This is a genomic window from Stenotrophomonas sp. MYb57, from assembly GCF_002966815.1.
Classification (GTDB): domain Bacteria; phylum Pseudomonadota; class Gammaproteobacteria; order Xanthomonadales; family Xanthomonadaceae; genus Stenotrophomonas; species Stenotrophomonas indicatrix.
Genome location: NZ_CP023271.1, coordinates 4,210,356 through 4,229,178 on the forward strand (window position 1 = coordinate 4,210,356; position 18,823 = coordinate 4,229,178).

Genomic DNA, 18,823 nt, shown 5'->3' on the forward strand with positions numbered 1-18,823 from the left:
CCTGTCTGAATCGGCTTCGTTCATCTCAAGGCATACGGAGACGCCCTGATGGTCTAGCATGGCCCCCTTTCCCGCGATTGCCCTCACCGCCATGCCGTTCCTGGAACTGACCCTGCGTTGCACCGAAGCCACCCAGCCCCGCTATGAGAATGCGCTGGAGGATGTGGGCGCGCTGGCGGTGACCCTGCTTGATGCCGAAGCCGACACCAGCAACGAACAGGCCATCCTCGAACCCGGCGTGGGCGAGACCCCGCTGTGGGACACCCTGGTGCTCAGCGCGCTGTTCCCGGCCGACAGCAATGCCTTGCTGCTGCTGGCCGCGCTGGAAGCCTTCGATCCGGAGCTGGACTGGAGCAACGGCAGCTTCCGCGCCGTGGAAGACGAAGACTGGGAGCGCGCGTGGCTGGACCAGTTCCAGCCGATGGACTTCGGCAGCCGTACCTGGATCGTGCCGTGGAACCACGAGCTGCCGGAAGCCGCGCAGGCCACCGACGCCGCCATCGTGCGCCTCGACCCGGGCCTGGCCTTCGGCTCGGGCACCCACCCGACCACCGCGCTGTGCCTGCGCTGGCTGGACCAGTTGGCCGTTGATGGCCAGCTGCAGGGCCAGCGCGTGCTCGACTTCGGCTGTGGTTCGGGCATTCTCGCCCTGGCCGCGCTCAAGCTCGGTGCCGCCCAGGCCATCGGCGTGGACAACGACCCGCAGGCGTTGATCGCCACCGCCGACAATGCCGAACGCAACGGCGAACAGGCGCGCATGCAGGTGTACCTGCCGCAGGACGAACCGGTCGCCACCTACCCGATCGTGGTCGCCAACATCCTGGCCTCCGCGCTGGATGCACTGGCCGAACTGCTGGCCGCCCGTGTCGCCAGCGGTGGTCGCATCGCCCTGTCGGGCATCCTGCATGGCCAGGAAGACGAACTGCTGCAGCGCTATGCGGCGTGGTTCGACGACCTGCAGGCCACCCAGGATGGCGACTGGATGCGCATCACCGGCGTACGCCGCGCCTGATCGTGGTTGAATGACCGCTGGATCCGAGCCCGCGCCCTGAGCATGTCCGAGCCGAACCCACCGCGCCGCCCCCTGGCCACGTTCCTGCGCACCGCGCCGGGACGCGATGCCACGCCTGAAGCCACCGAACCGCGCGAACCGGCGCCGACCGATGCAGCGCCGGTGATCGAGGACGTCGACCCGGCAACGGACATCGTGGCGGCAACCGAAACAGAACCGCTGGCCGCCGCTGATCCAATCATCGAGCCGGACTTCACCGCCACACCCGGCATCGCTGCCGTTGCCGCCGATGCGCCCAGCTTCCTTGGCGTGCGCCCGCGGGCGCTGCCCACCCCTCGCTGGCATTGGCTGCTGGTGGCCGCGCTGGCGCTGCTGCTGTTGCTGCAGAGCGTGCTTGCCGATCGTGCACGGCTGGCCGCCGATGCCAGTACCCGGCCGTGGATCGGTGCGCTGTGCAGCGTGCTGCGCTGCGAGCTGCCCGCCTGGCGCGAGCCCACTGCATTGACCATGACCAGCCGTGAAATCCGCCCGTTGCCGGCCCAGCCCGGCGTGCTGCAGATCCAGGCCAGCATCCGCAACGATGCGCGCTGGCCGCAGGCATGGCCGGACCTGCGCCTGTCGCTGTCCGATGCCGATGGTCGTGTGATCGGCACCGGCGTGTTCGCACCAGCGCAGTACCTCGGCGAAAACCCGGGTGCGGCCCCTCTGGAACCGGGCCAGAGCGCACGCATCGCCTTCCGCGTGCAGGAGCCTGCCGCATCCACGGTCGCATTCACCTTCGAGTTCCTTTGACCTGGGCCTGACCGTCCGGCCGTGGCAGGTCGGGCACGCTCGCGCTAGACTGACCGCCATCACCTCATCCGGTCCGGCGCCCCGCGTGCATGGACCAACCAGATCGGGAACCCCCTTGAACGCTGTCCTTTCTCGTCCTGACAACAGTCGTGGCGCTGCCCGGCCACCGCTGCGCGAACATGTGGCCCAGTCCGTGCGCCGTTACCTGCGCGACCTCGATGGTTGCGATGCGGACGATGTCTACGAGATCGTACTGCGCGAGATGGAGATTCCACTGTTCGTGGAAGTGCTCAACCACTGCGAAGGCAACCAGAGCCGCGCGGCGGCGATGCTGGGCATCCACCGCGCCACCCTTCGCAAGAAGCTGAAGGAATACGGCATCAGCGCGTAAGCGCAGCATGGGTAGTGCCGGCCGCTGGCCGGCAACCGCAACACACTGTCATCATTCATGGGGTTGCCGGCCAGCGGCCGGCACTACCGGCTCCGGTAGATCCACGCCATGCGTGGATGAATCTCCCCCGCAGCTCAACCGCCACCACCCGCCTTCCAGTAGTAACGCACCACGTGGAAGAACACCGGGGCGGCGAAGCACACTGAATCCAGCCGATCGAGCATGCCGCCATGGCCCTCGATCATGTTGCCCCAGTCCTTGATGCCGCGGTCGCGCTTGATCGCCGACATCACCAGGCCGCCCCAGAACCCCATCAGGTTGATCAGCAGCGACAGGCCGAACGCCTGCAGCGGCGTGAACGGGGTGATCCACCAGAGCGCGGCGCCCAACGCGCTGGCACAGAGCACGCCGCCGACGAAGCCTTCCACCGTCTTCGACGGCGACAGCTTCGGCGCGATCAGGTGCTTGCCCAGCAGCTTGCCCCAGATGTACTGCAGCACGTCCGACGACTGCACCACGATCACCAGGAAGGCGAACAGCAGCACGTTGCGCGCCGGATCGTAGCCCGGCACGCGCAGGTTCAGCAGCAGCGGCACGTGCGAGATGCAGAACACGCAGATCATCAAGCCCCACTGCACCTTCGACGTGCGCTCCAGGTAGTGGGTGGTGTCACCACCGATGGTGGCCAGGATCGGCAGGAACAGGAACGCGTACACCGGGATCAACAGCGTGTACATGCCATACCAGTCGATCCACACCAGGTAGTACTGCCACGGCAGCACGATGTAGAACGCGGCCAGCAACGCGTAGTAGTCACCTGATCGTGTTGGCGCCAGGGTGATGAATTCGCGCAGTGCGAACAGCGAGATGATGGCGAACAGCACGATCACTCCGGCGCGCCCGAAGAACAGCGCCAGCCCGACCACGATGGCCATCACCCACCACGCGCGGATGCGCGAGACCAGGTTGGCGATCACCGCGCTGGGCTGTCCACGCTGGCGCCAGCGCAGGGTTTCGGACACCAGCGTGGCCAGCACCAGCACCGCGCCTACGCCCGCGAACAGCAGCCCTGTCTGCTGGCCCACACTGCGTGCGGCAAGATCACCGGACACATCGATCATGAAGCTCATGCATGGCCTCCGTTCGGGGCAAGGGCCAGCAGCGCCTGCCGGCTGCGTGCCAGGAACGCCGTCTTGTCCTCATCGGCCTGCAGCCGCAGCGGCGTACCGAAGGTTGCCGTGCACAGCAGCGGCAGCGGCAGGAAACGCCCTTTCGGCATCACCCGCTTGAGGTTGTCGATCCACACCGGCACGAACTCCAGCTCCGGGCGTTGCCGGGCCAGGTGGTAGATGCCGCTCTTGAACGGCAGCAGTGGCTCATCACCGATGTTGCGCGTGCCTTCCGGAAACAGGATCAACGAACAGCCCTCGTCCACCGCGTCACGCAGCACCTGCAGCGGATCCTGATGGCGGTTGCCGGCCTCGCGCTCCACCAGTACGCCATTGAATACCGCGTCGATCAGATAACGACGCAGACCGTCGCGCTGCCAGTACTCGGCGGCGGCGACCGGCCGCACCTGGCGCCGCAGCGCCGGCGGCATCGACGACCAGATCAGCACGAAATCACCATGACTGGCATGGTTGCCGTAGTAGACGCGGTGCTCGCTGGACGGCGCGCAGCCAACCCACAGCGCGCGTGCGCCGGTCACTACATGGATGGCCGCGCTGCAGGCGCGGGCGATCAGTTCAGCAAACATCGGCACCTCCGGTCAGGTCTGCGGCCACAGCACGGCCAGCAGCAGGGCAGCGAACTGCAGCAGCGTGGCGGCGTACTGGCGCATCAGCAGACGCCGCATGCCGGTCCAGCGCGCATCCCAGCCACGCGTCGGCGCCTCTGCGTCCAGCCTGCGCAGGCCAGCGGTGTGCAGCGCCTGGTCCACGCGTTGTGCTGCGTCTTCACCCTGCAGGCCCTCCTGCTGCAGCAGGCGCAGCAGGCTGGCGTCCAACTGCACCCGCACCGCGTAGTACGCCTGCACAACACCTGCAACCAGGCTCAGCAGCAGCAGGCCAGCGGCGAACATCGCCAGCCCAGGCTCGATGCCCAGCAGCAACAGGGCCACCAGCAGCAGGCCCAGCGACAACGTGGCAGGCACTCGCCCCTGCCGCAGCAGCAGATGCATCATCGGCAGATCGGGCACGGCGCTCATGCAATGGTCTCCTGCGCGGCAGCGGCCGCGATCACCTGTAGATGAACGTCATGCAGCACGATCGACGGCCGCGCGCCACGCACGATCGACACCGCGTCAGCCACATCGCGCGCACGGCCGGTGCGCAGCAACCAGGTCGCCACGCTGGCCGCGCTACGTGAGTACCCCAGCGCACAGCAGACCAGGACGGGGCCATGGCCGCGCAGGCGTTCAATGGCATCTGCCGCGGCACGCAGCTGCGCCGCCGAAGGCACCACCAGGTCCAGCATCGGCACGCTGGCGTACGCTGCTCCCGGCGCGCGGCAGGACAGCTCCGCACAGGTGTCGACCACGCCCACCAGCGGTGCCGGCAGTGCGGTACCTGGCAGGCGACCCAGCCAGACAGCGTCGACGACCGGCACCGGCTGCGGCGCGCGGCGCGTCCACAACCGCGAGTTGATCCACGCCGCACCCAGGTACGGTGCCAGCAGCCAGCGCGCGGCCATCGTCAACCGGCCATCGGCGCGCTTCTGGAACACCGCTGTGCCCAGCCCGGCATAGGCCAGCGACACCAGCAGCAACGACACCACGGGCCACAGCAGCCACAATGCGGTGCCGCGCAGCATCACCACCGGCACCAGCAGCAGGCCGGCACCCAACACATACAACGCGGCCAGCCGCCAACGCTTCGGGTCACCTGCAGCCTGCCAGGCACGCAACGGCGGCGTGCCCTGCTCTGGCCACAGCCACACGCACAACCAGCCGGCCAGCAGCCCGGTGGGAATGTCGATGAAGTGATGCTGGAACGTGGTCAGCACCGAAATGCCGATCAGCAGCGCCCACACATGCAGCACCAGCCGCCAGACCCCGTGCAGGTACTGCGCGAACTTCACCCACAGCACGATCAGCAGCACGATATGCAGCGACGGCGCCTGGTTGAATGGCTTGTCGAAGCCCAGCAGCACGTCGAACAACCAGCCGAACACACCGCCGATTTCCGGCCGTTCGAAGCTGAAGCGCAACGGCCACAACAGGAAGCACGCCACCGCGATCACCTGCGCGCTGAGCAGGCGCAGCGCGTGCCGGTCCAACTCCAGCCGGCGCCGGCACAGGAAGAACGAGATCGCATAGAACAGGTCGATCGACCAGTACGGCACGATCGTCCACGGCACGAACGGAATCCGCGCCTCCCAGGCAAATGCCATCACCGGCAGCTGGGCATGACGGCCGGCCATCCAGTTGGCGAAGCCATAGCTGGCGAAGAAGAACGGACCGAGCAGGGCCAGCCACAGCAGGGCGCGCCGCCAGGGGCGCGCCTCGCTGGATGATGCGGTTGCCGCCAGCGTCGCCATCACGCGATCCGTCGTGCCAGCGATACGGTGAAGATGCCGAAGTCATCGATGCGCTGGGCCACCTTCTGGAAGCCGGCCAGGCGCACCAGTTCGTCCATCTCGTGCTGGGTACGGCGGCGCATCACCCACGCCGCGCCACCACGATGGCTGGTCAACGCACGCGCGATGAACTCCAGCTGCGGATGCCACGGCTGCCCGGTATAGGCCAGGTAACCGCCCACCGGCACCGTCGCAGCGATGCCCTGCAGTGAACGCAGCACCGCATCGTTGTCGGGGAACAGTTCGTAGAGGCCGGACACCACCGCCAGCGTCGGCGCCGGTTCCACTGCTGCCAGCTGCGCCGGATCGAACGCATCGCCCTGTTCGAAGCGGGCGATGTCGGCCGCGCCGAGGCGCTCGATCAAGGCCTTGCCCTGCGTTACGTTCAGATCGCTGAAATCGCGCAGCACGATGCGGTCGGCACGCTGTTCGCCCTGGCCGAGTGCTTCCAGCACGTAACGGCCATGGCCGGCCGCCACGTCCAGCACGCGCACCGGCGCGCCCTGCCCGCGCAGTCGCTGGGCGGCATCGCGCAGCAGTTCCTGCAGGTGCTTGCCGCGCACGCGGATGCCGCGCCAACCGATCGCATCCAGATAGTCGCGGTCGACCATCCGGCCCAGCGGGCCCTTGCCCCGCGCCTCATCACGGTAGATGTAGTCCAGCGTGCTGCCCGAGTCGAAACCGGTCTGCAGGCCCAGCGCGATGCCCTCCGACAGCGTGCCGCCGAAACGCAGGCCACCGCGCACCACGCGCCAACGCAGGTCGGCCAGGCTGTTGCGCTCCGGTGGCCACGACAGGATCTCCGATTCCTCGAAGGTCGGGCCATGCCGATGCGCATCGCGCCGCGACAGCTCCTGCAGCGGTTCGGCAAAGCGTGCCTGGATGAAGCTGCGGATACGCGCCAGCGCCGGTGCACGGTCACGCTCGCCGAGGGTGTCGTGGAAGAAGCCCGGCAGGTGCACGCGCTCCTTGATCGGGCTGGACAGGCGTTCGTAGAAGCGGTCCTGCGGGCCGCGATGCACCACGAAGTCCGAGCCCGATACCAGCAACTGCACCGGCACGCTGATCGCCTGCGCGTCGGCCACGATGCGGTCGGCCGCTTCGTACAGGCCCAGCAGCACGCGCACCGAGATCGGCCGGGTGATCAGCGGATCGGTGCGGTAGCTTTCCACCCGTGCCGGGTCGTGGGTCAGCCACTGCGGCTTGACGTAGCTGTTGACGAAGAAGTTGCCGCGCAGTTTCTGCATCAGCGCCAGTCCAGCGCGTGCGAACGGCACGTACAGCTTCACCTTGAATGCCGGCGAAGCCATCACCAGCGCGCGCAGCCGCGGCGCATAGTCATGCACCCAGGTGGCGGCAACCACCGCGCCCACGCTCTGCGCGATCACCACGATGTCCTCCACCGCGATGCCATGCTCGGCACTGATGTGGGCGATGAAGCTGTCCAGGTCGCGCACCAGCGCCGGGAAGCCCGGTGCGTCGCCGCGCGTGCCGGGCGAGCGACCATTGCCGCGCGCATCCCACGCGAAGAACGCGGTGTCGGGCAGGTCCAGCTCGTCGACCAGATGGGTGACCCGGCCGGAGTGTTCATGGCCGCGATGCAGCAGCACGATGGCCTTGGCCGGCGTGGTTGCCGTGGTGCTCGGCCAGTACCGGTAGAACAGCGGTACCTGGTCGAAGCTGTGGAATTCCCGTTCCTGCGCCTGACGCATGCAATCTCCGTATGGATAGGGCGTGTAATCGTGTTGTGCTTACCGCTGCGATATCGCCGCGGCTTCCTTCAATCCCTGGCGTACGCGACGGACCACCGTCACCCCACACAGCAGTGCGGCCAGTGCGGCGACCGCGCTGACCACGGTTGCGCCTGCCCAGCCAAACGCCAGCAGCAGGCCCAGCACGCCGATCACGAACGCACGGTCGCTCTTGCCCATCGGGCCGTCATAGCGGCGGCTGGCGCCGACCATCAGGCCCAGCACGCCGGCGTACTCGCTCAGCGCGGCGGCCCAGGCCAGCAGCCACAGTGCCTCGGGGCGCACGCCCGGTACGCTGAGCAGGCTCAGGTACAGCGCCGCGTCGGCGATCACATCGCACAACTCGTTCAGATAGGCGCCCAGCCGCGATTGCTGGCCGAATTCGCGGGCCAGCATGCCGTCGACGGCGTTGAGGGCCATGCGCAGCAGCATCCACAGCGGCAGGGCCAGATACAGCAGCGGCTGGGTGGGAGCGCAGCACCACACCGCAGCGGCCACCAGCAGCGAGACCACGGCCGCAGCCACGGTCACCGTGTTGGCGGTGATCCCCACGCGGTACAGGCCGTGTACGGCCGGACGCAGCAGGTCCTGGAAACGTCCTTTCAATGCATAGATCGACACGATCTGAACCCGCTAATCCTTGGCAGTGCGGGCACAGCCTACCTGATTGCGACAGCGCCACGTATCGAATTGCGCCCAATGCCGGCCCATGCAGGTGCTGCCGGGCGGACCAGGACGGGAGTCTGCACCGGCCAATTTCCCCCACCAGCGCCCGCCACCGGCCCCCACCGCCTACAATATCGGCCCCGCTCCGCTGCCGATTGCCCTGTCCCCATGACTGCTGATCTGTTGCCCGTCCGCCGGGCCCTCCTCTCCGTTTCCGACAAGACCGGCCTGGTCGAGCTGGCCACCGCGCTGGCTGCACGCGGCGTGGAGCTGCTGTCCACCGGCGGTACCGCCAAGGCGATCCGCGATGCGGGCCTGCCCGTGAAGGATGTCGCCGAGGTCACCGGCTTCCCGGAAATGATGGATGGCCGGGTCAAGACCCTGCATCCGATGGTGCATGGCGGCCTGCTGGGCCGCTCCGGCCTGGACGACGCGGTGATGGCCGAGCACGGCATCGGTGCCATCGACCTGCTGGTGCTGAACCTGTACCCGTTCGAATCGGTCACTGCCAAGGCCGACTGCACCCTGGCCGACGCGGTGGAGAACATCGACATCGGCGGCCCGGCGATGCTGCGCTCGGCGGCCAAGAACTTCGCCCGCGTGGCGGTGGCCACCGACCCGTCGCAGTACGCCGAACTGCTGGCCTCGCTGGATGCCAACGACGGCCAGCTGTCGGCCGGCACCCGTTTCGCCTTCTCGGTGGCCGCATTCAACCGCGTTGCCCAGTACGACGCGGCGATCAGCAACTACCTGTCGGCCGTCACCGCCACCGACGCCGCCGTGCCGGTGCGCGCCGAATACCCGGCGCAGATGAATTCCACCTTCGTGAAGGTGATGGACCTGCGCTACGGCGAAAACCCGCACCAGAGCGGCGCGTTCTATCGCGACCTGCATCCGGTGCCGGGCACGCTGGCCACCTTCCAGCAGCTGCAGGGCAAGGAGCTGAGCTACAACAACCTGGCCGATGCCGATGCAGCCTGGGAATGCGTGCGCCAGTTCGACGCGCCGGCCTGTGTCATCGTCAAGCATGCCAACCCGTGCGGCGTGGCCGTTGGCGCCGGCAACGGCGATGCCTACGAGCTGGCCTACGCCACCGACACGACCAGCGCCTTCGGCGGCATCATCGCCTTCAACAAGCCGCTCGATGCAGCCACCGCGCAGGTGATCCTGGACCGCCAGTTCGTTGAAGTCCTGATTGCGCCGGACTACGAACCGGCCGCGCTGGAATACGCGCAGAAGAAGGCCAACGTGCGCGTGCTGCGCATCCCGCACGGCGATGGCCTGAACAACTTCGACAACAAGCGCGTGGGCTCCGGCCTGCTGCTGCAGTCGTCGGACAACCGCGGCATGACCCGCGACGAACTGAAGGTGGTCAGCAAGCTGGCACCGACCGACAAGCAGTTCACCGACCTGCTGTTCGCCTGGAAGGTCGCCAAGTTCGTGAAGTCCAACGCAATCGTCTACGCCAAGGACAACCGCACCATCGGCGTGGGTGCCGGCCAGATGAGCCGCGTCTACTCGGCACGCATCGCCGGCATCAAGGCGGCCGATGCGAACCTGGTGGTCGAAGGTTCGGTGATGGCCTCCGATGCGTTCTTCCCGTTCCGCGACGGCATCGATGCCGCTGCCGCCGCCGGCATCAAGGCAGTGATCCAGCCGGGCGGTTCGATGCGCGATGCTGAAGTCATCGCCGCCGCCGACGAACATGGCCTGGCCATGGTGTTCACCGGCGTCCGGCACTTCCGCCACTGATTACTGGAGCGACACGGATGTCTGCAGTCTCTTTGAAACCGCTTGCCGTGCTCGCCTTCGCTGGCACGACCCTGCTGGCCGGCTGCAAGCCGGCCGCCGAGCCCGCATCTGCCCCGCAGGCAGATGCGGCAAAGCCCGCCGCCAGCGAACCGGCAGCGCATGCCAGTCGCACCGCGCGGCTGCAGGCGTTCCTGACCGAGCGTTACGGCAAGGACGCCAAGCTCTCCGGTCAATGGCGCGGCAGCTGGACCCAGGACAGCGATGTGCGCGCGACCGACTGGCAGGTCTGCGCCGAGCAGCCGGTGGTGACCGGCGACAGCTGGCAGCAGCTGCTGGCGGTGTGTGGTTCGCCGCTCGACGGCGCCCACCCGGATCCGGGCGCCATCGACTTCTTCGTGCTGCGACCCAGCGGCGATGGTTTCAGCATCGCCGCCGAGCTCACCGGGCAGAACTTCGGCAGCCAGGGCCAGCCCGGCACGGTCAGCATCATCCGCGCCGGCAGCGACTTCTACGGTTTCCGCATCGAGCACGGCTGGTTCGGCCAGGGCTATTCGCTGATCTCGCAGAATCTCGTGCTGCCGGGCCCGAACGGACTGATCGACGCTGGCGGCCTGCGCAGCCATATCGACAATGCCGCCGCCTATGACTGCGACGATGCAGAATTCGCCGAAGAGTGCCGGACCGGCGTGTTCAACCTCGACTTCGCCCTGCGCTTCGACAGCAGCGACCCCAGCGCGCGCATCTGGCCGCTGACGGTCGAAGAGGTCGGCAGCAGCTGCGGTGGCAAAACGGTAAGGCAGGAACATCGCTTCACCCTGGACCCGAAGTCCTGGATCTACTCCTTCCCCGAATCGCTGCAACGCGAAGGCTGCGAATGACGCACACGCGCCGCCGGGGACCTGGAACTTCCCTTCCCACGCAATCTGGAATCTCGTGATGAACGTACTTGTCATCGGCTCTGGCGGCCGCGAACACGCCCTGGCATGGAAGCTGGCCCAGTCCTCCCGTGTCACTGAAGTGCTCGTGGCGCCCGGCAATGCCGGCACCGCCAACGAAGACAAGTGCCGCAACGTGGCGGTGAAGGTCACCGACATCGATGGCCTGCTCGCCCTGGCCCAGGCCGAAGGCGTGGCGCTGACCGTGGTCGGCCCGGAAGTGCCGCTGGTGGCCGGCGTGGTCGACCGCTTCCGCGCCGCCGGCCTGCGCATCTTCGGGCCGACGGCGGCAGCCGCGCAGCTGGAAGGCAGCAAGGCCTACGCCAAGGACTTCCTGGCACGCCACAACATCCCCACCGCGTTCTATTCGGTGCACACCGAGGTGGACGCGGCACTGGCCTACCTGCGCGAGAAGGGCGCGCCGATCGTGATCAAGGCCGACGGCCTGGCCGCCGGCAAGGGCGTGATCGTGGCGATGACCCTCGCCGAAGCCGAAGACGCGGTGCGCGACATGCTTTCGGGCAACGCCTTCGGCGATGCCGGCGCGCGCGTGGTGATCGAGGAATTCCTCGACGGCGAGGAGGCCAGCTTCATTTCGATGGTCGATGGCGTGCATGCACTGCCGATGGCCACCTCGCAGGATCACAAGCGCGTCGGCGACGGCGACACCGGTCCGAACACCGGCGGCATGGGTGCGTACTCGCCGGCTCCGGTGGTGACACCTGAAGTGCATGCACGGGTGATGCGCGAGGTGGTGAACCCGACCGTGCAGGGCATGATTGCCGACGGCATCCCATTCACCGGCTTCCTCTACGCGGGCCTGATGATCGATGCCAGCGGCGCGCCGAAGGTGATCGAGTTCAACGTGCGTTTCGGCGACCCGGAAACCCAGCCGGTGATGCTGCGCCTGCAGTCGGACCTGGTGGACCTGGTGGACGCGGCGATCGATGGCTGCCTGGACCAGGTGGATGCGCAGTGGGATCCGCGCCCGTCGCTCGGCGTGGTGCTGGCAGCCAAGCCGTACCCGGAAACGCCGATCACCGGCGAGGTGATCTCCGGCCTGGATGATGTGCCGGCAACGGCCAAGGTGTTCCATGCAGGAACGACGCTGGATGCGCAGGGCCAGGTGCTCAGCGCAGGTGGCCGCGTGCTGTGCGTGGCAGCACTGGGTGACAGCGTGCGCGAGGCGCAGGCGAACGCGTACGCGGGCGTGGCGAAGGTGACCTGGGCCAACGAGTTCCACCGCACCGACATCGGCTGGCGCGCGATCGCGCGGGAAATCTGAGACCGCGCTGATCCACGCGTGGCGTGGATCTACTGGATCGCGACGTAGATCCACGCCAGGCGTGGATCCAGCAGGAAAAAAAAGGCCCGGCAATGCCGGGCCTTTCCATTACTCAAACGCTTCGCCGCCTTATGCGGTGAACAGCGCCTTCATCTTCTTCAGCGCGTTCGCTTCAACCTGGCGGATACGCTCGGCCGATACGCCGTACTCGTCCGCCAACTCCTGCAGCGTCACCTTGCTGTCCGCATCCAGCCAACGGCGGCGGATGATGTCGCGCGAACGCGCATCCAGTTCCGCCAGGCCTTCGCGCAGCAGCTGCATCTGGTTGTCTTCGCTGTCCTCGCGCTCGTAGGCCATCGACGGATCTTCGTCATTGGCCACCAGATACGCAGCCGGCGACGGCGGCGCGTGGTCGTTGTCTTCATCGGTGGGGGCATCGAAACCGATATCGCGGCCGGACAGGCGCGATTCCATTTCCAGCACCTCGCGCTCGGACACGTTCAGGTCCTTGGCCACCGCACTGACTTCGGCCGCGTTCATCCAGCCCAGGCGCTTCTTCGACTTGCGCAGGTTGAAGAACAGCTTGCGCTGCGCCTTGGTCGTGGCGACCTTCACGATGCGCCAGTTTTTCAGGATGAACTCGTGCATCTCGGCACGGATCCAATGCACGGCGAAGGACACCAGGCGCACGCCCATGTCGGGGTCGAAGCGCTTGACCGCCTTCATCAGGCCGATGTTGCCTTCCTGGATCAGGTCGCCCAGCGCAAGGCCGTAGCCGTTGTAACCGCGGGCCACGTGCACCACGAAGCGCAGGTGCGAATGCACCAGCTCACGGGCAGCGTCCAGATCGTTGCCGTCGCGGAAGCGACGGGCCAGGTCCTGTTCGTTATCGACCGACAGCACCGGGATCTGGTGCACGGCACCGATGTAGGCGTCCAGCGAACCGAGCGCACTGGGAATCGGCAGATTGTTTGCCACAAGGGCAGTAGAGGTGTTCTGGCTCATAGGCACCCATCTTAGCAGTCTGGGATTTGGACTGCTAAAGGAGGAAAAAGTTCCAGCATTCCACTGATGAAACACTGGTCCCAAACAGAACCCTACCGTAACGCGATTTGATGACAGTGGCGAGCGCGCTTTTCGGGATACACAATCCCTTGGAATTCAACCCACTAGCCCGGAAAGCGCGGCTATTCCGGGTCAAAGGCAGCTGAACGGGTGGCGGTTTCGCCCAGTCAACAGGGGGCAGCGTTGTTCGCCGTTCAGCCCGATGGCGCCAGGATCGCCCGCGGCGGCAGCGACCAGTCGATCGGCGCCTGCCCGCGGCGTTGCAGGTACTCGTTGGCCATCGAGAAATGACGGCAGCCGAGGAAGCCGCGGTGGGCCGACAGCGGCGAGGGATGCGGGGCTTTCAGCACGCGGTGGCGGCCGGTATCGATCACCTTGCCCTTCTGCTGCGCGTAGGCACCCCAGAGCATGAACACCAGGCCCTCGCGCTCACGGTTCAACACGTCCACCACGTGGTCGGTGAAGCCTTCCCATCCGCGCCCCTGGTGCGCACCGGCCTTGCCCTCTTCCACCGTCAGCACCGCGTTGAGCAGCAGCACGCCGCGCTGCGCCCACGGGATCAGGCAGCCGTGGTCCGGGCGGGCAATACCGAGGTCACCCTCGATTTCCTTGTAGATGTTCAACAACGACGGCGGCACCGGCACGCCCGGCTGCACCGAGAAACTCAGGCCATGGGCCTGTCCACGGCCGTGGTACGGGTCCTGGCCGAGGATGACCACTTTCACCTGATCGAACGGGGTCGCATCAAAGGCGGCGAAGATCTGCGGTCCAGGCGGGAACACCGCCGCACCGCTGGCCTTGCGCTGCCGCAGGAAGCTGGACAGCTCGCGCATCTGCGGCTGCAGCAGGTAATCGCCCACACGCTGTTTCCAGCTCGGTTCCAGCTGGATCGCCGGGGTGTCCACTACTTCATCGATCATCGCAACACGTCATCGCAACAGGGGTCCATCATTCAACCGGGCCAGCCGCAGCTGGAACAGCACCTTGGTGATCAGCAGGCGCTCTTCGATCGGCTTCAGCACCAGATCGTTGGCGCCGGCCTGCAGCAGGCCGGTCTGGTTGTGCGGATTGCCATCGCCGGTCATCACCAGCACCGGCAGGCGGCGCTTGCCGTAGCCGAAGTCCACGCGCACGCGCTGCACCACGTCGCGGCCGCTCAGCTCTCCCTTCAGGGTCACATCGGTCAGCACCAGATCGATGCGATGGCGGCTGCGCCCGAGCGATTCGGCGGTGAGCAGGGTAAACGCTTCTTCGGCGCTGACCACATGCATCACATTGAGCTGCTGGCGCTCGAGCATGCGCTTGGTCGCCTCGGCCACCACCCGGCTGTCCTCGATGTAGAGGATGGTCGCGCCGGGGATGGTCTGCGGCTGCACGTAGCCGCGCACGAAGGTCGCCAGGGCCTCGTGGCCCAGCGATTTGTCGAAGTAGTCGGTGACGTACTCGGTGAAGCGGCGCTGCTCCAGGTGCTGCTGGGCGTCGCCGGAGACCACGATCACCGGCACATAGGCCTGCCCTGCCGCTTCGCGCACCATCCGCGCCAACGCCAGGCCGTCGCCATCGCGCAGGGTCAACGAGGTGGTGACCAGATCGACCGGCCCCTGCGCCAGCGCATGCTGTGCGTCTTCGATGCTGTCGCAGCCGATCACCTCCACGCCCGGCAGATCGCGCTGCAGGACGTCGGCGATCAGCTTGCGCACCAGCTTGGAGCCGTCAACCACCATCACCCGCGTCGCGGGCCCTTCAAGGTGCTTCAGCGCTTGCGGTTGCATGCCGGTCTCAGGTGTCGGTCGGGCGGGTCTGGCGGAGGAAGTGGCCGGTCACCAGCCATGCACCCAGCCAGCCCAGCAACAAGGTGCCAAGCAGCACCAGGCTGCCATGCAGCAGGTCCAGGCCATGCAGCACGAACGGGCTGCCGTAGCTGCGCGACAGCTCGGCCAGCGGCGCGCGCAGGGCGGCACCGGCAATGCCGATCAGGCCCAGCGCGACCGCACCGGCGCCCAGGCCATACCAGGCACCCAGGTACAGGAACGGGCGGCGGATGAAACCATCGCTGGCGCCGAGCAGCTGCAGCACGCCGATTTCCTCGCGGCGGGCCTGGATGTCCAGGCGCACGGTGTTGCCGACCACCAGCGCGGCACCGGCGCCGAGCAGCACCGACAGCACCTGCACCAGCCGCGCACCAAACGCGAGCCAGGCATCCAGGCGCTGCCGCCACAGGGCGTCGTGCTGCACCAGGTCGGCACCGGGCAGGCTTTCCAGCGCGCGTGCCAGCCGTGCATCGTCCTGGCCCTGGCCGGGGGTGACCACCAGCAACGAGGGCAGCGGGTTGTCGTTGAGTGCGTCGATGGCTTCGCCGAGGCCGGCCTGGCGCAGTTCCTCCAGGCCCTGTTCCGGCGTGCGCACGGTGACACTGGCCACGTCCGGGCGATCGCGCAGCTCCCCGGCCAGGCGCAGCGCACCCGGGCCGTCGACGTCCGCCTTCAGGAAGACATTGATGTCGCGCGACTGCTGCACGCTGCCGGCAAACTGCTTGAGGTTGTCCAGCGCGATCGACAGGCCCAGCGGCAGCGCCAGGGCCAGCGCCATGACCATCACGGTCAGCAGCGTCGCCCACGGTTTGCGGCAGGCACGGCCGAGGCTGAACACCACGCTGTGCACGTGGTGCTGGAACCACACGCCCAGGCGCGACGGCGCAGCGGCTTCGGTGTTTTCGTTCTTGGCCATGGTTACTCCGCCAGATCCTGCGGCGAGATGTCGTCCACCAGCCGGCCGTGGTCGAGGATCAGCACGCGCTTGCGCATGTGGCGCAGCAGCGGCAGGTCATGGCTGACCACCAGCACGCTGGTGCCGCGTGCGGGCAGCTCGGCGAACAGGGACATGATCTCGGCCGCCAGGGTGGGATCGAGGTTGCCGGTCGGCTCGTCGGCCACCAGCAGCTTGGGCTCGCCGACGATCGCACGGGCGATGCCGACGCGCTGCTGCTCACCGGCCGACAGCTGCGAGGGCAGCGCCTTCTCGCGGTGGCCAAGGCCCATGCGCTCGAGCACCGAACGCACGCGCTTGTTGATGTCGCCACGGCGGGTACCGCGCAGGATCAGCGGCAGGGCCACGTTCTCGGCGATGGAGCGGTCCATCAGCAGGCGGTGGTCCTGGTAGACCGCGCCGACCGCGCGTCGATGCCGCGGCACATCACCGCCGCGCACCTTCAGCAGGTTGCGCTCGTCGAACATCACCGCGCCGCGGCTGGGCCGCTCGTCGAGGTGGATCAACTTGAGCAGGGTGCTCTTGCCCGCCCCGGAGTGACCGGTGACGAACAGCATTTCGCCCGGCGCGACCTCGAAGCTGACATCGGTCAGGGCTTCGTGGCCACCGGCGTACTGTTTGCTGACATTGTCGAAGCGCAGGACACTCATGCGCCGATTATGCAGGACCGGCGCGACAGATCGGTAGCGCCGGGCCATGCCCGGCGAAAACCTTCCGGCATCGCGGCCCCGGACGGAGGCCGCTGCGCTCGCCGGGCGTGGCCCGGCGCTACCGGCTTAATTGCCGGACAGCATCCGGCGGATCTTGCGGCCGATACGGGTCAGGAACGAGTCGCCGGCATCGGCGCTGGTACGCACCGGCTTGGCCACCACCTGCACCGGGGTGACCGGGCTGGCGCCGTTGCCGGCGTTGCTTGCCACACCTTCGGCGCCCTCGACCGGACGGCCGTGGCGACGACGACGACGCTTGCGCGGCTTGCGCTCGCCGTCCACCGCACCTTCCGGCGCAGCTTCAGCGCGCGGCGGACGCGGGGCCTGCACGGCAGCAGCTTCAGCCGTCACTGCACCCTCGACTGCGGCGGCAGCAACCTGCTCACCTTCCACACGCGGCTTGCGCGGGCCACGCGGACGGCGTTCGCCGCTGCGCTCGCCATCGCGGCCACCACGCCCAGCGCCAGCACCACTGCCGGAACGACCGCCACTACGGCCGCCGCCACGACGCTCTTCCTCGGCGGCGCGCGCTTCGCGTGCTTCGCGGAAGATCTGGCCGACGCTTTCATTCTCGTCACCTTCCTCGCCCGGTGCCGGGGCGGCACGCTCAGGGCGCGGCAGCGAAGTCAGGATCTCGCTGGTGACCGCTTCGACCGGGATCTTCTGTTCGATGTAGGCCTCGATGTCCGGCAGGCCCATCGCATAGCGCTCGCAGGCGAAGCTGATGGCATCGCCTTCCTCGCCCAGGCGGGCGGTACGGCCGATGCGGTGCACGTAGTCTTCGGCGTCGAACGGCAGGTCGTAGTTGTAGACGTACTTGATGCCGTCGATATGCAGGCCGCGGGCGGCCACATCGGTGGCCACCAGGATTTCCAGCTGGCCCTTCTGGAAGCGGTTGAGCAGGCTCTCGCGCTTCTTCTGCGGCACGTCGCCGGACAGCACGCCGACGCGGTAGCCGGAACGCTCCAGCGAACGGGCCACGCGCTCGACGAACACCTTGGTGTTGACGAAGACCATGGTGCGCGCGCCTTCGCTGCGCGACAGCAGGCCCAGCAGCAACGGGATCTTCTCTTCGTCGGCCGGGAAGTAGATGCGCTGGCGCACGCGCGCGGCGGTGATGGTCTCGGCTTCGACCACCAGCTTCTGCGGCTCGTTCATGTGCTCATAGGCCAGCTCGAGCACGCGGTGGCTCAGGGTGGCGCTGAACAGCAGGGTCTGCCGGGTGGAGCGCTCGGGCATGCGGCGCAGCAGGAAGCGGATGTCCTTGATGAAGCCCAGGTCGAACATGCGGTCGGCTTCGTCCAGCACGCAGATTTCGCAGGCGTGCAGCGACACCACCTTGTGCTGCTTGACGTAGTCGATCAGGCGGCCGGGGGTGGCGATGATCACGTCCACGCCCTGCTGCAGGATCTCGCGCTGCTTGTCGTAATCAACGCCGCCGTAGACCAGCGCGAAACGCAGACCCAGGTCCGAACCGAACTTGACCGCATCCTTGTGGATCTGGATGGCCAGTTCGCGGGTGGGGGCCAGGATCAGCGCGCGCGGGTCTTCCGGCTTGCGATCGGCCAGTGCCGGGCGGGTCAGCAGGCGGTTCACGACAGCGACCAAGAAGGCCAGCGTCTTGCCGGTGCCCGTCTGGGCCTGGCCGGCGACGTCGCCACCAGGCAGCGCGACCGGCAGGGTCAGCGCCTGGATGGGCGTGCAGCGGGTGAATCCGGCTCCTTCAAGACCGGCCTGCAGGGCCGGATGCAGATCAAAGGAGGAAAAAGTCAAATCGGTCAGCGGTTTGTCGCTCATGTGTCCGTCTTGGTATGGCCACGCGCCTGCGGGCGGCGGCACTGAAATCTGTCTGGGGCTCCGTCGCAAACTGCGGCCCCTGCGGCGGGTCGGGCTGGCCGGGACCCCTCGGGTCCGCGCGCCGCACAATGCCCCAGTTTACCGCACTCGGGCCAGCAAACCGGAATCGGGCGTCTCATGACCAACGGAGACGCACTTCTTCACCCCGCAGTACCGCGCTTGAACAGCGGCGCGGGCTCCCATGGCCTACCGCGCCAGCACCCCCATTTCAGCCATGGACAGTGACATCGGACACATACCGGGCTCAGCATCGATCACGATACGC

At 67.4% G+C, this 18,823-nt stretch carries 18 protein-coding genes; 6 read left to right on the plus strand and 12 right to left on the minus strand.

Annotated features, from left to right (window positions below):
- Window positions 1–91: 91 nt before the first annotated feature.
- From prmA to fis, 3 genes are all read left to right on the plus strand, one after another.
- Window positions 92–1,012, plus strand: a complete 921-nt coding sequence (prmA, locus tag CLM74_RS19245) for a 50S ribosomal protein L11 methyltransferase (protein ID WP_025878624.1) — start codon at window positions 92–94, stop codon at window positions 1,010–1,012.
- A gap of 42 nt (window positions 1,013–1,054) precedes the next feature.
- Window positions 1,055–1,804 carry a DUF3426 domain-containing protein gene (locus CLM74_RS19250; protein WP_105164752.1) on the plus strand — a complete coding sequence of 250 codons (750 nt, stop codon included), beginning with the start codon at window positions 1,055–1,057 and terminating at the stop codon, window positions 1,802–1,804.
- Window positions 1,805–1,919: 115 nt separating this feature from the next.
- A complete protein-coding gene (fis, locus tag CLM74_RS19255; RefSeq protein WP_006397198.1) occupies window positions 1,920–2,195 on the plus strand; it encodes a DNA-binding transcriptional regulator Fis in 276 nt (91 codons plus the stop codon).
- 134 nt (window positions 2,196–2,329) lie between these two features.
- Here fis and CLM74_RS19260 read toward each other — a convergent pair whose 3' ends face one another.
- Genes CLM74_RS19260 through CLM74_RS19285 form a run of 6 tightly spaced genes read right to left on the minus strand, consistent with a single transcriptional unit; the run spans window position 2,330 to window position 8,143 of the window.
- Window positions 2,330–3,325 carry a phosphatidate cytidylyltransferase gene (locus tag CLM74_RS19260; protein ID WP_025878622.1) on the minus strand — a complete coding sequence of 332 codons (996 nt, stop codon included), beginning with the start codon at window positions 3,323–3,325 and terminating at the stop codon, window positions 2,330–2,332.
- Window positions 3,322–3,951, minus strand: coding sequence for a lysophospholipid acyltransferase family protein (locus CLM74_RS19265; RefSeq protein WP_105164753.1), 630 nt, complete (start codon window positions 3,949–3,951; stop codon window positions 3,322–3,324). Before CLM74_RS19265 ends, CLM74_RS19260 begins: the two co-directional genes overlap by 4 nt.
- Before the next feature lie 12 nt (window positions 3,952–3,963).
- Window positions 3,964–4,401 carry a hypothetical protein gene (locus CLM74_RS19270; RefSeq protein ID WP_105164754.1) on the minus strand — a complete coding sequence of 146 codons (438 nt, stop codon included), beginning with the start codon at window positions 4,399–4,401 and terminating at the stop codon, window positions 3,964–3,966.
- Window positions 4,398–5,732, minus strand: a complete 1,335-nt coding sequence (locus tag CLM74_RS19275) for a phosphatase PAP2/dual specificity phosphatase family protein (protein ID WP_032976438.1) — start codon at window positions 5,730–5,732, stop codon at window positions 4,398–4,400. The genes CLM74_RS19270 and CLM74_RS19275 overlap by 4 nt, the downstream gene beginning before the upstream one ends.
- Window positions 5,732–7,483 (minus strand): bifunctional alpha/beta hydrolase/class I SAM-dependent methyltransferase, encoded by a 1,752-nt coding sequence (locus CLM74_RS19280; RefSeq protein WP_105164755.1) that lies wholly within the window; start codon window positions 7,481–7,483, stop codon window positions 5,732–5,734. The genes CLM74_RS19275 and CLM74_RS19280 overlap by 1 nt, the downstream gene beginning before the upstream one ends.
- 39 nt (window positions 7,484–7,522) lie before the next feature.
- Window positions 7,523–8,143: a CDP-alcohol phosphatidyltransferase family protein gene (locus tag CLM74_RS19285; protein WP_033832378.1), complete on the minus strand. Its 621-nt coding sequence runs from the start codon at window positions 8,141–8,143 to the stop codon at window positions 7,523–7,525.
- Between the two features lie 213 nt (window positions 8,144–8,356).
- Between CLM74_RS19285 and purH the strand changes: the two genes are divergently transcribed.
- The 3 genes from purH to purD are packed head-to-tail and all read left to right on the plus strand — an operon-like array spanning window position 8,357 to window position 12,160.
- Window positions 8,357–9,940: a bifunctional phosphoribosylaminoimidazolecarboxamide formyltransferase/IMP cyclohydrolase gene (purH, locus tag CLM74_RS19290; protein ID WP_105164756.1), complete on the plus strand. Its 1,584-nt coding sequence runs from the start codon at window positions 8,357–8,359 to the stop codon at window positions 9,938–9,940.
- Between the two features lie 17 nt (window positions 9,941–9,957).
- Window positions 9,958–10,818: a hypothetical protein gene (locus CLM74_RS19295; RefSeq protein ID WP_105164757.1), complete on the plus strand. Its 861-nt coding sequence runs from the start codon at window positions 9,958–9,960 to the stop codon at window positions 10,816–10,818.
- A gap of 58 nt (window positions 10,819–10,876) precedes the next feature.
- A complete protein-coding gene (purD, locus tag CLM74_RS19300) occupies window positions 10,877–12,160 on the plus strand; it encodes a phosphoribosylamine--glycine ligase (RefSeq protein ID WP_105164758.1) in 1,284 nt (427 codons plus the stop codon).
- Between the two features lie 129 nt (window positions 12,161–12,289).
- On the opposite strand, the gene rpoH is transcribed toward purD, so the two are convergent.
- The 6 genes from rpoH to rhlB form a co-directional block, all read right to left on the minus strand.
- Window positions 12,290–13,165 (minus strand): RNA polymerase sigma factor RpoH, encoded by an 876-nt coding sequence (gene rpoH, locus CLM74_RS19305; RefSeq protein WP_025878613.1) that lies wholly within the window; start codon window positions 13,163–13,165, stop codon window positions 12,290–12,292.
- Between the two features lie 254 nt (window positions 13,166–13,419).
- On the minus strand, window positions 13,420–14,145 hold the full coding sequence (gene ung / locus CLM74_RS19310) for a uracil-DNA glycosylase (protein WP_105164759.1): 726 nt from the start codon (window positions 14,143–14,145) through the stop codon (window positions 13,420–13,422).
- Window positions 14,146–14,154: 9 nt separating this feature from the next.
- Window positions 14,155–14,997, minus strand: coding sequence for a response regulator (locus CLM74_RS19315; RefSeq protein WP_025878611.1), 843 nt, complete (start codon window positions 14,995–14,997; stop codon window positions 14,155–14,157).
- A 7-nt stretch (window positions 14,998–15,004) separates the two neighbouring features.
- A complete protein-coding gene (ftsX, locus tag CLM74_RS19320; RefSeq protein ID WP_025878610.1) occupies window positions 15,005–15,952 on the minus strand; it encodes a permease-like cell division protein FtsX in 948 nt (315 codons plus the stop codon).
- A 2-nt stretch (window positions 15,953–15,954) separates the two neighbouring features.
- Window positions 15,955–16,641 carry a cell division ATP-binding protein FtsE gene (gene ftsE / locus CLM74_RS19325; RefSeq protein ID WP_025878609.1) on the minus strand — a complete coding sequence of 229 codons (687 nt, stop codon included), beginning with the start codon at window positions 16,639–16,641 and terminating at the stop codon, window positions 15,955–15,957.
- 126 nt (window positions 16,642–16,767) lie between these two features.
- Complete coding sequence (gene rhlB / locus CLM74_RS19330; RefSeq protein WP_025878608.1) at window positions 16,768–18,498, minus strand: ATP-dependent RNA helicase RhlB; 1,731 nt, start codon at window positions 18,496–18,498, stop codon at window positions 16,768–16,770.
- Window positions 18,499–18,823: the final 325 nt, after the last annotated feature.

Excerpts from the sequence above, each read along its gene's own strand:
- rhlB (WP_025878608.1), bottom strand. The coding sequence starts at position 18,498 with ATGAGCGACAAACCGCTGACCGATTTGACTTTTTCCTCCTTTGATCTG.
- rpoH (WP_025878613.1), bottom strand. The coding sequence starts at position 13,165 with ATGAGCCAGAACACCTCTACTGCCCTTGTGGCAAACAATCTGCCGATT.
- CLM74_RS19295 (WP_105164757.1), top strand. The coding sequence starts at position 9,958 with ATGTCTGCAGTCTCTTTGAAACCGCTTGCCGTGCTCGCCTTCGCTGGC.
- CLM74_RS19315 (WP_025878611.1), bottom strand. The coding sequence starts at position 14,997 with ATGCAACCGCAAGCGCTGAAGCACCTTGAAGGGCCCGCGACGCGGGTG.
- ung (WP_105164759.1), bottom strand. The coding sequence starts at position 14,145 with ATGATCGATGAAGTAGTGGACACCCCGGCGATCCAGCTGGAACCGAGC.
- CLM74_RS19260 (WP_025878622.1), bottom strand. The coding sequence starts at position 3,325 with ATGAGCTTCATGATCGATGTGTCCGGTGATCTTGCCGCACGCAGTGTG.
- purH (WP_105164756.1), top strand. The coding sequence starts at position 8,357 with ATGACTGCTGATCTGTTGCCCGTCCGCCGGGCCCTCCTCTCCGTTTCC.
- purD (WP_105164758.1), top strand. The coding sequence starts at position 10,877 with ATGAACGTACTTGTCATCGGCTCTGGCGGCCGCGAACACGCCCTGGCA.
- prmA (WP_025878624.1), top strand. The coding sequence starts at position 92 with ATGCCGTTCCTGGAACTGACCCTGCGTTGCACCGAAGCCACCCAGCCC.
- ftsX (WP_025878610.1), bottom strand. The coding sequence starts at position 15,952 with ATGGCCAAGAACGAAAACACCGAAGCCGCTGCGCCGTCGCGCCTGGGC.
- CLM74_RS19270 (WP_105164754.1), bottom strand. The coding sequence starts at position 4,401 with ATGAGCGCCGTGCCCGATCTGCCGATGATGCATCTGCTGCTGCGGCAG.
- CLM74_RS19280 (WP_105164755.1), bottom strand. The coding sequence starts at position 7,483 with ATGCGTCAGGCGCAGGAACGGGAATTCCACAGCTTCGACCAGGTACCG.
- CLM74_RS19250 (WP_105164752.1), top strand. The coding sequence starts at position 1,055 with ATGTCCGAGCCGAACCCACCGCGCCGCCCCCTGGCCACGTTCCTGCGC.
- ftsE (WP_025878609.1), bottom strand. The coding sequence starts at position 16,641 with ATGAGTGTCCTGCGCTTCGACAATGTCAGCAAACAGTACGCCGGTGGC.
- CLM74_RS19265 (WP_105164753.1), bottom strand. The coding sequence starts at position 3,951 with ATGTTTGCTGAACTGATCGCCCGCGCCTGCAGCGCGGCCATCCATGTA.
- CLM74_RS19275 (WP_032976438.1), bottom strand. The coding sequence starts at position 5,732 with ATGGCGACGCTGGCGGCAACCGCATCATCCAGCGAGGCGCGCCCCTGG.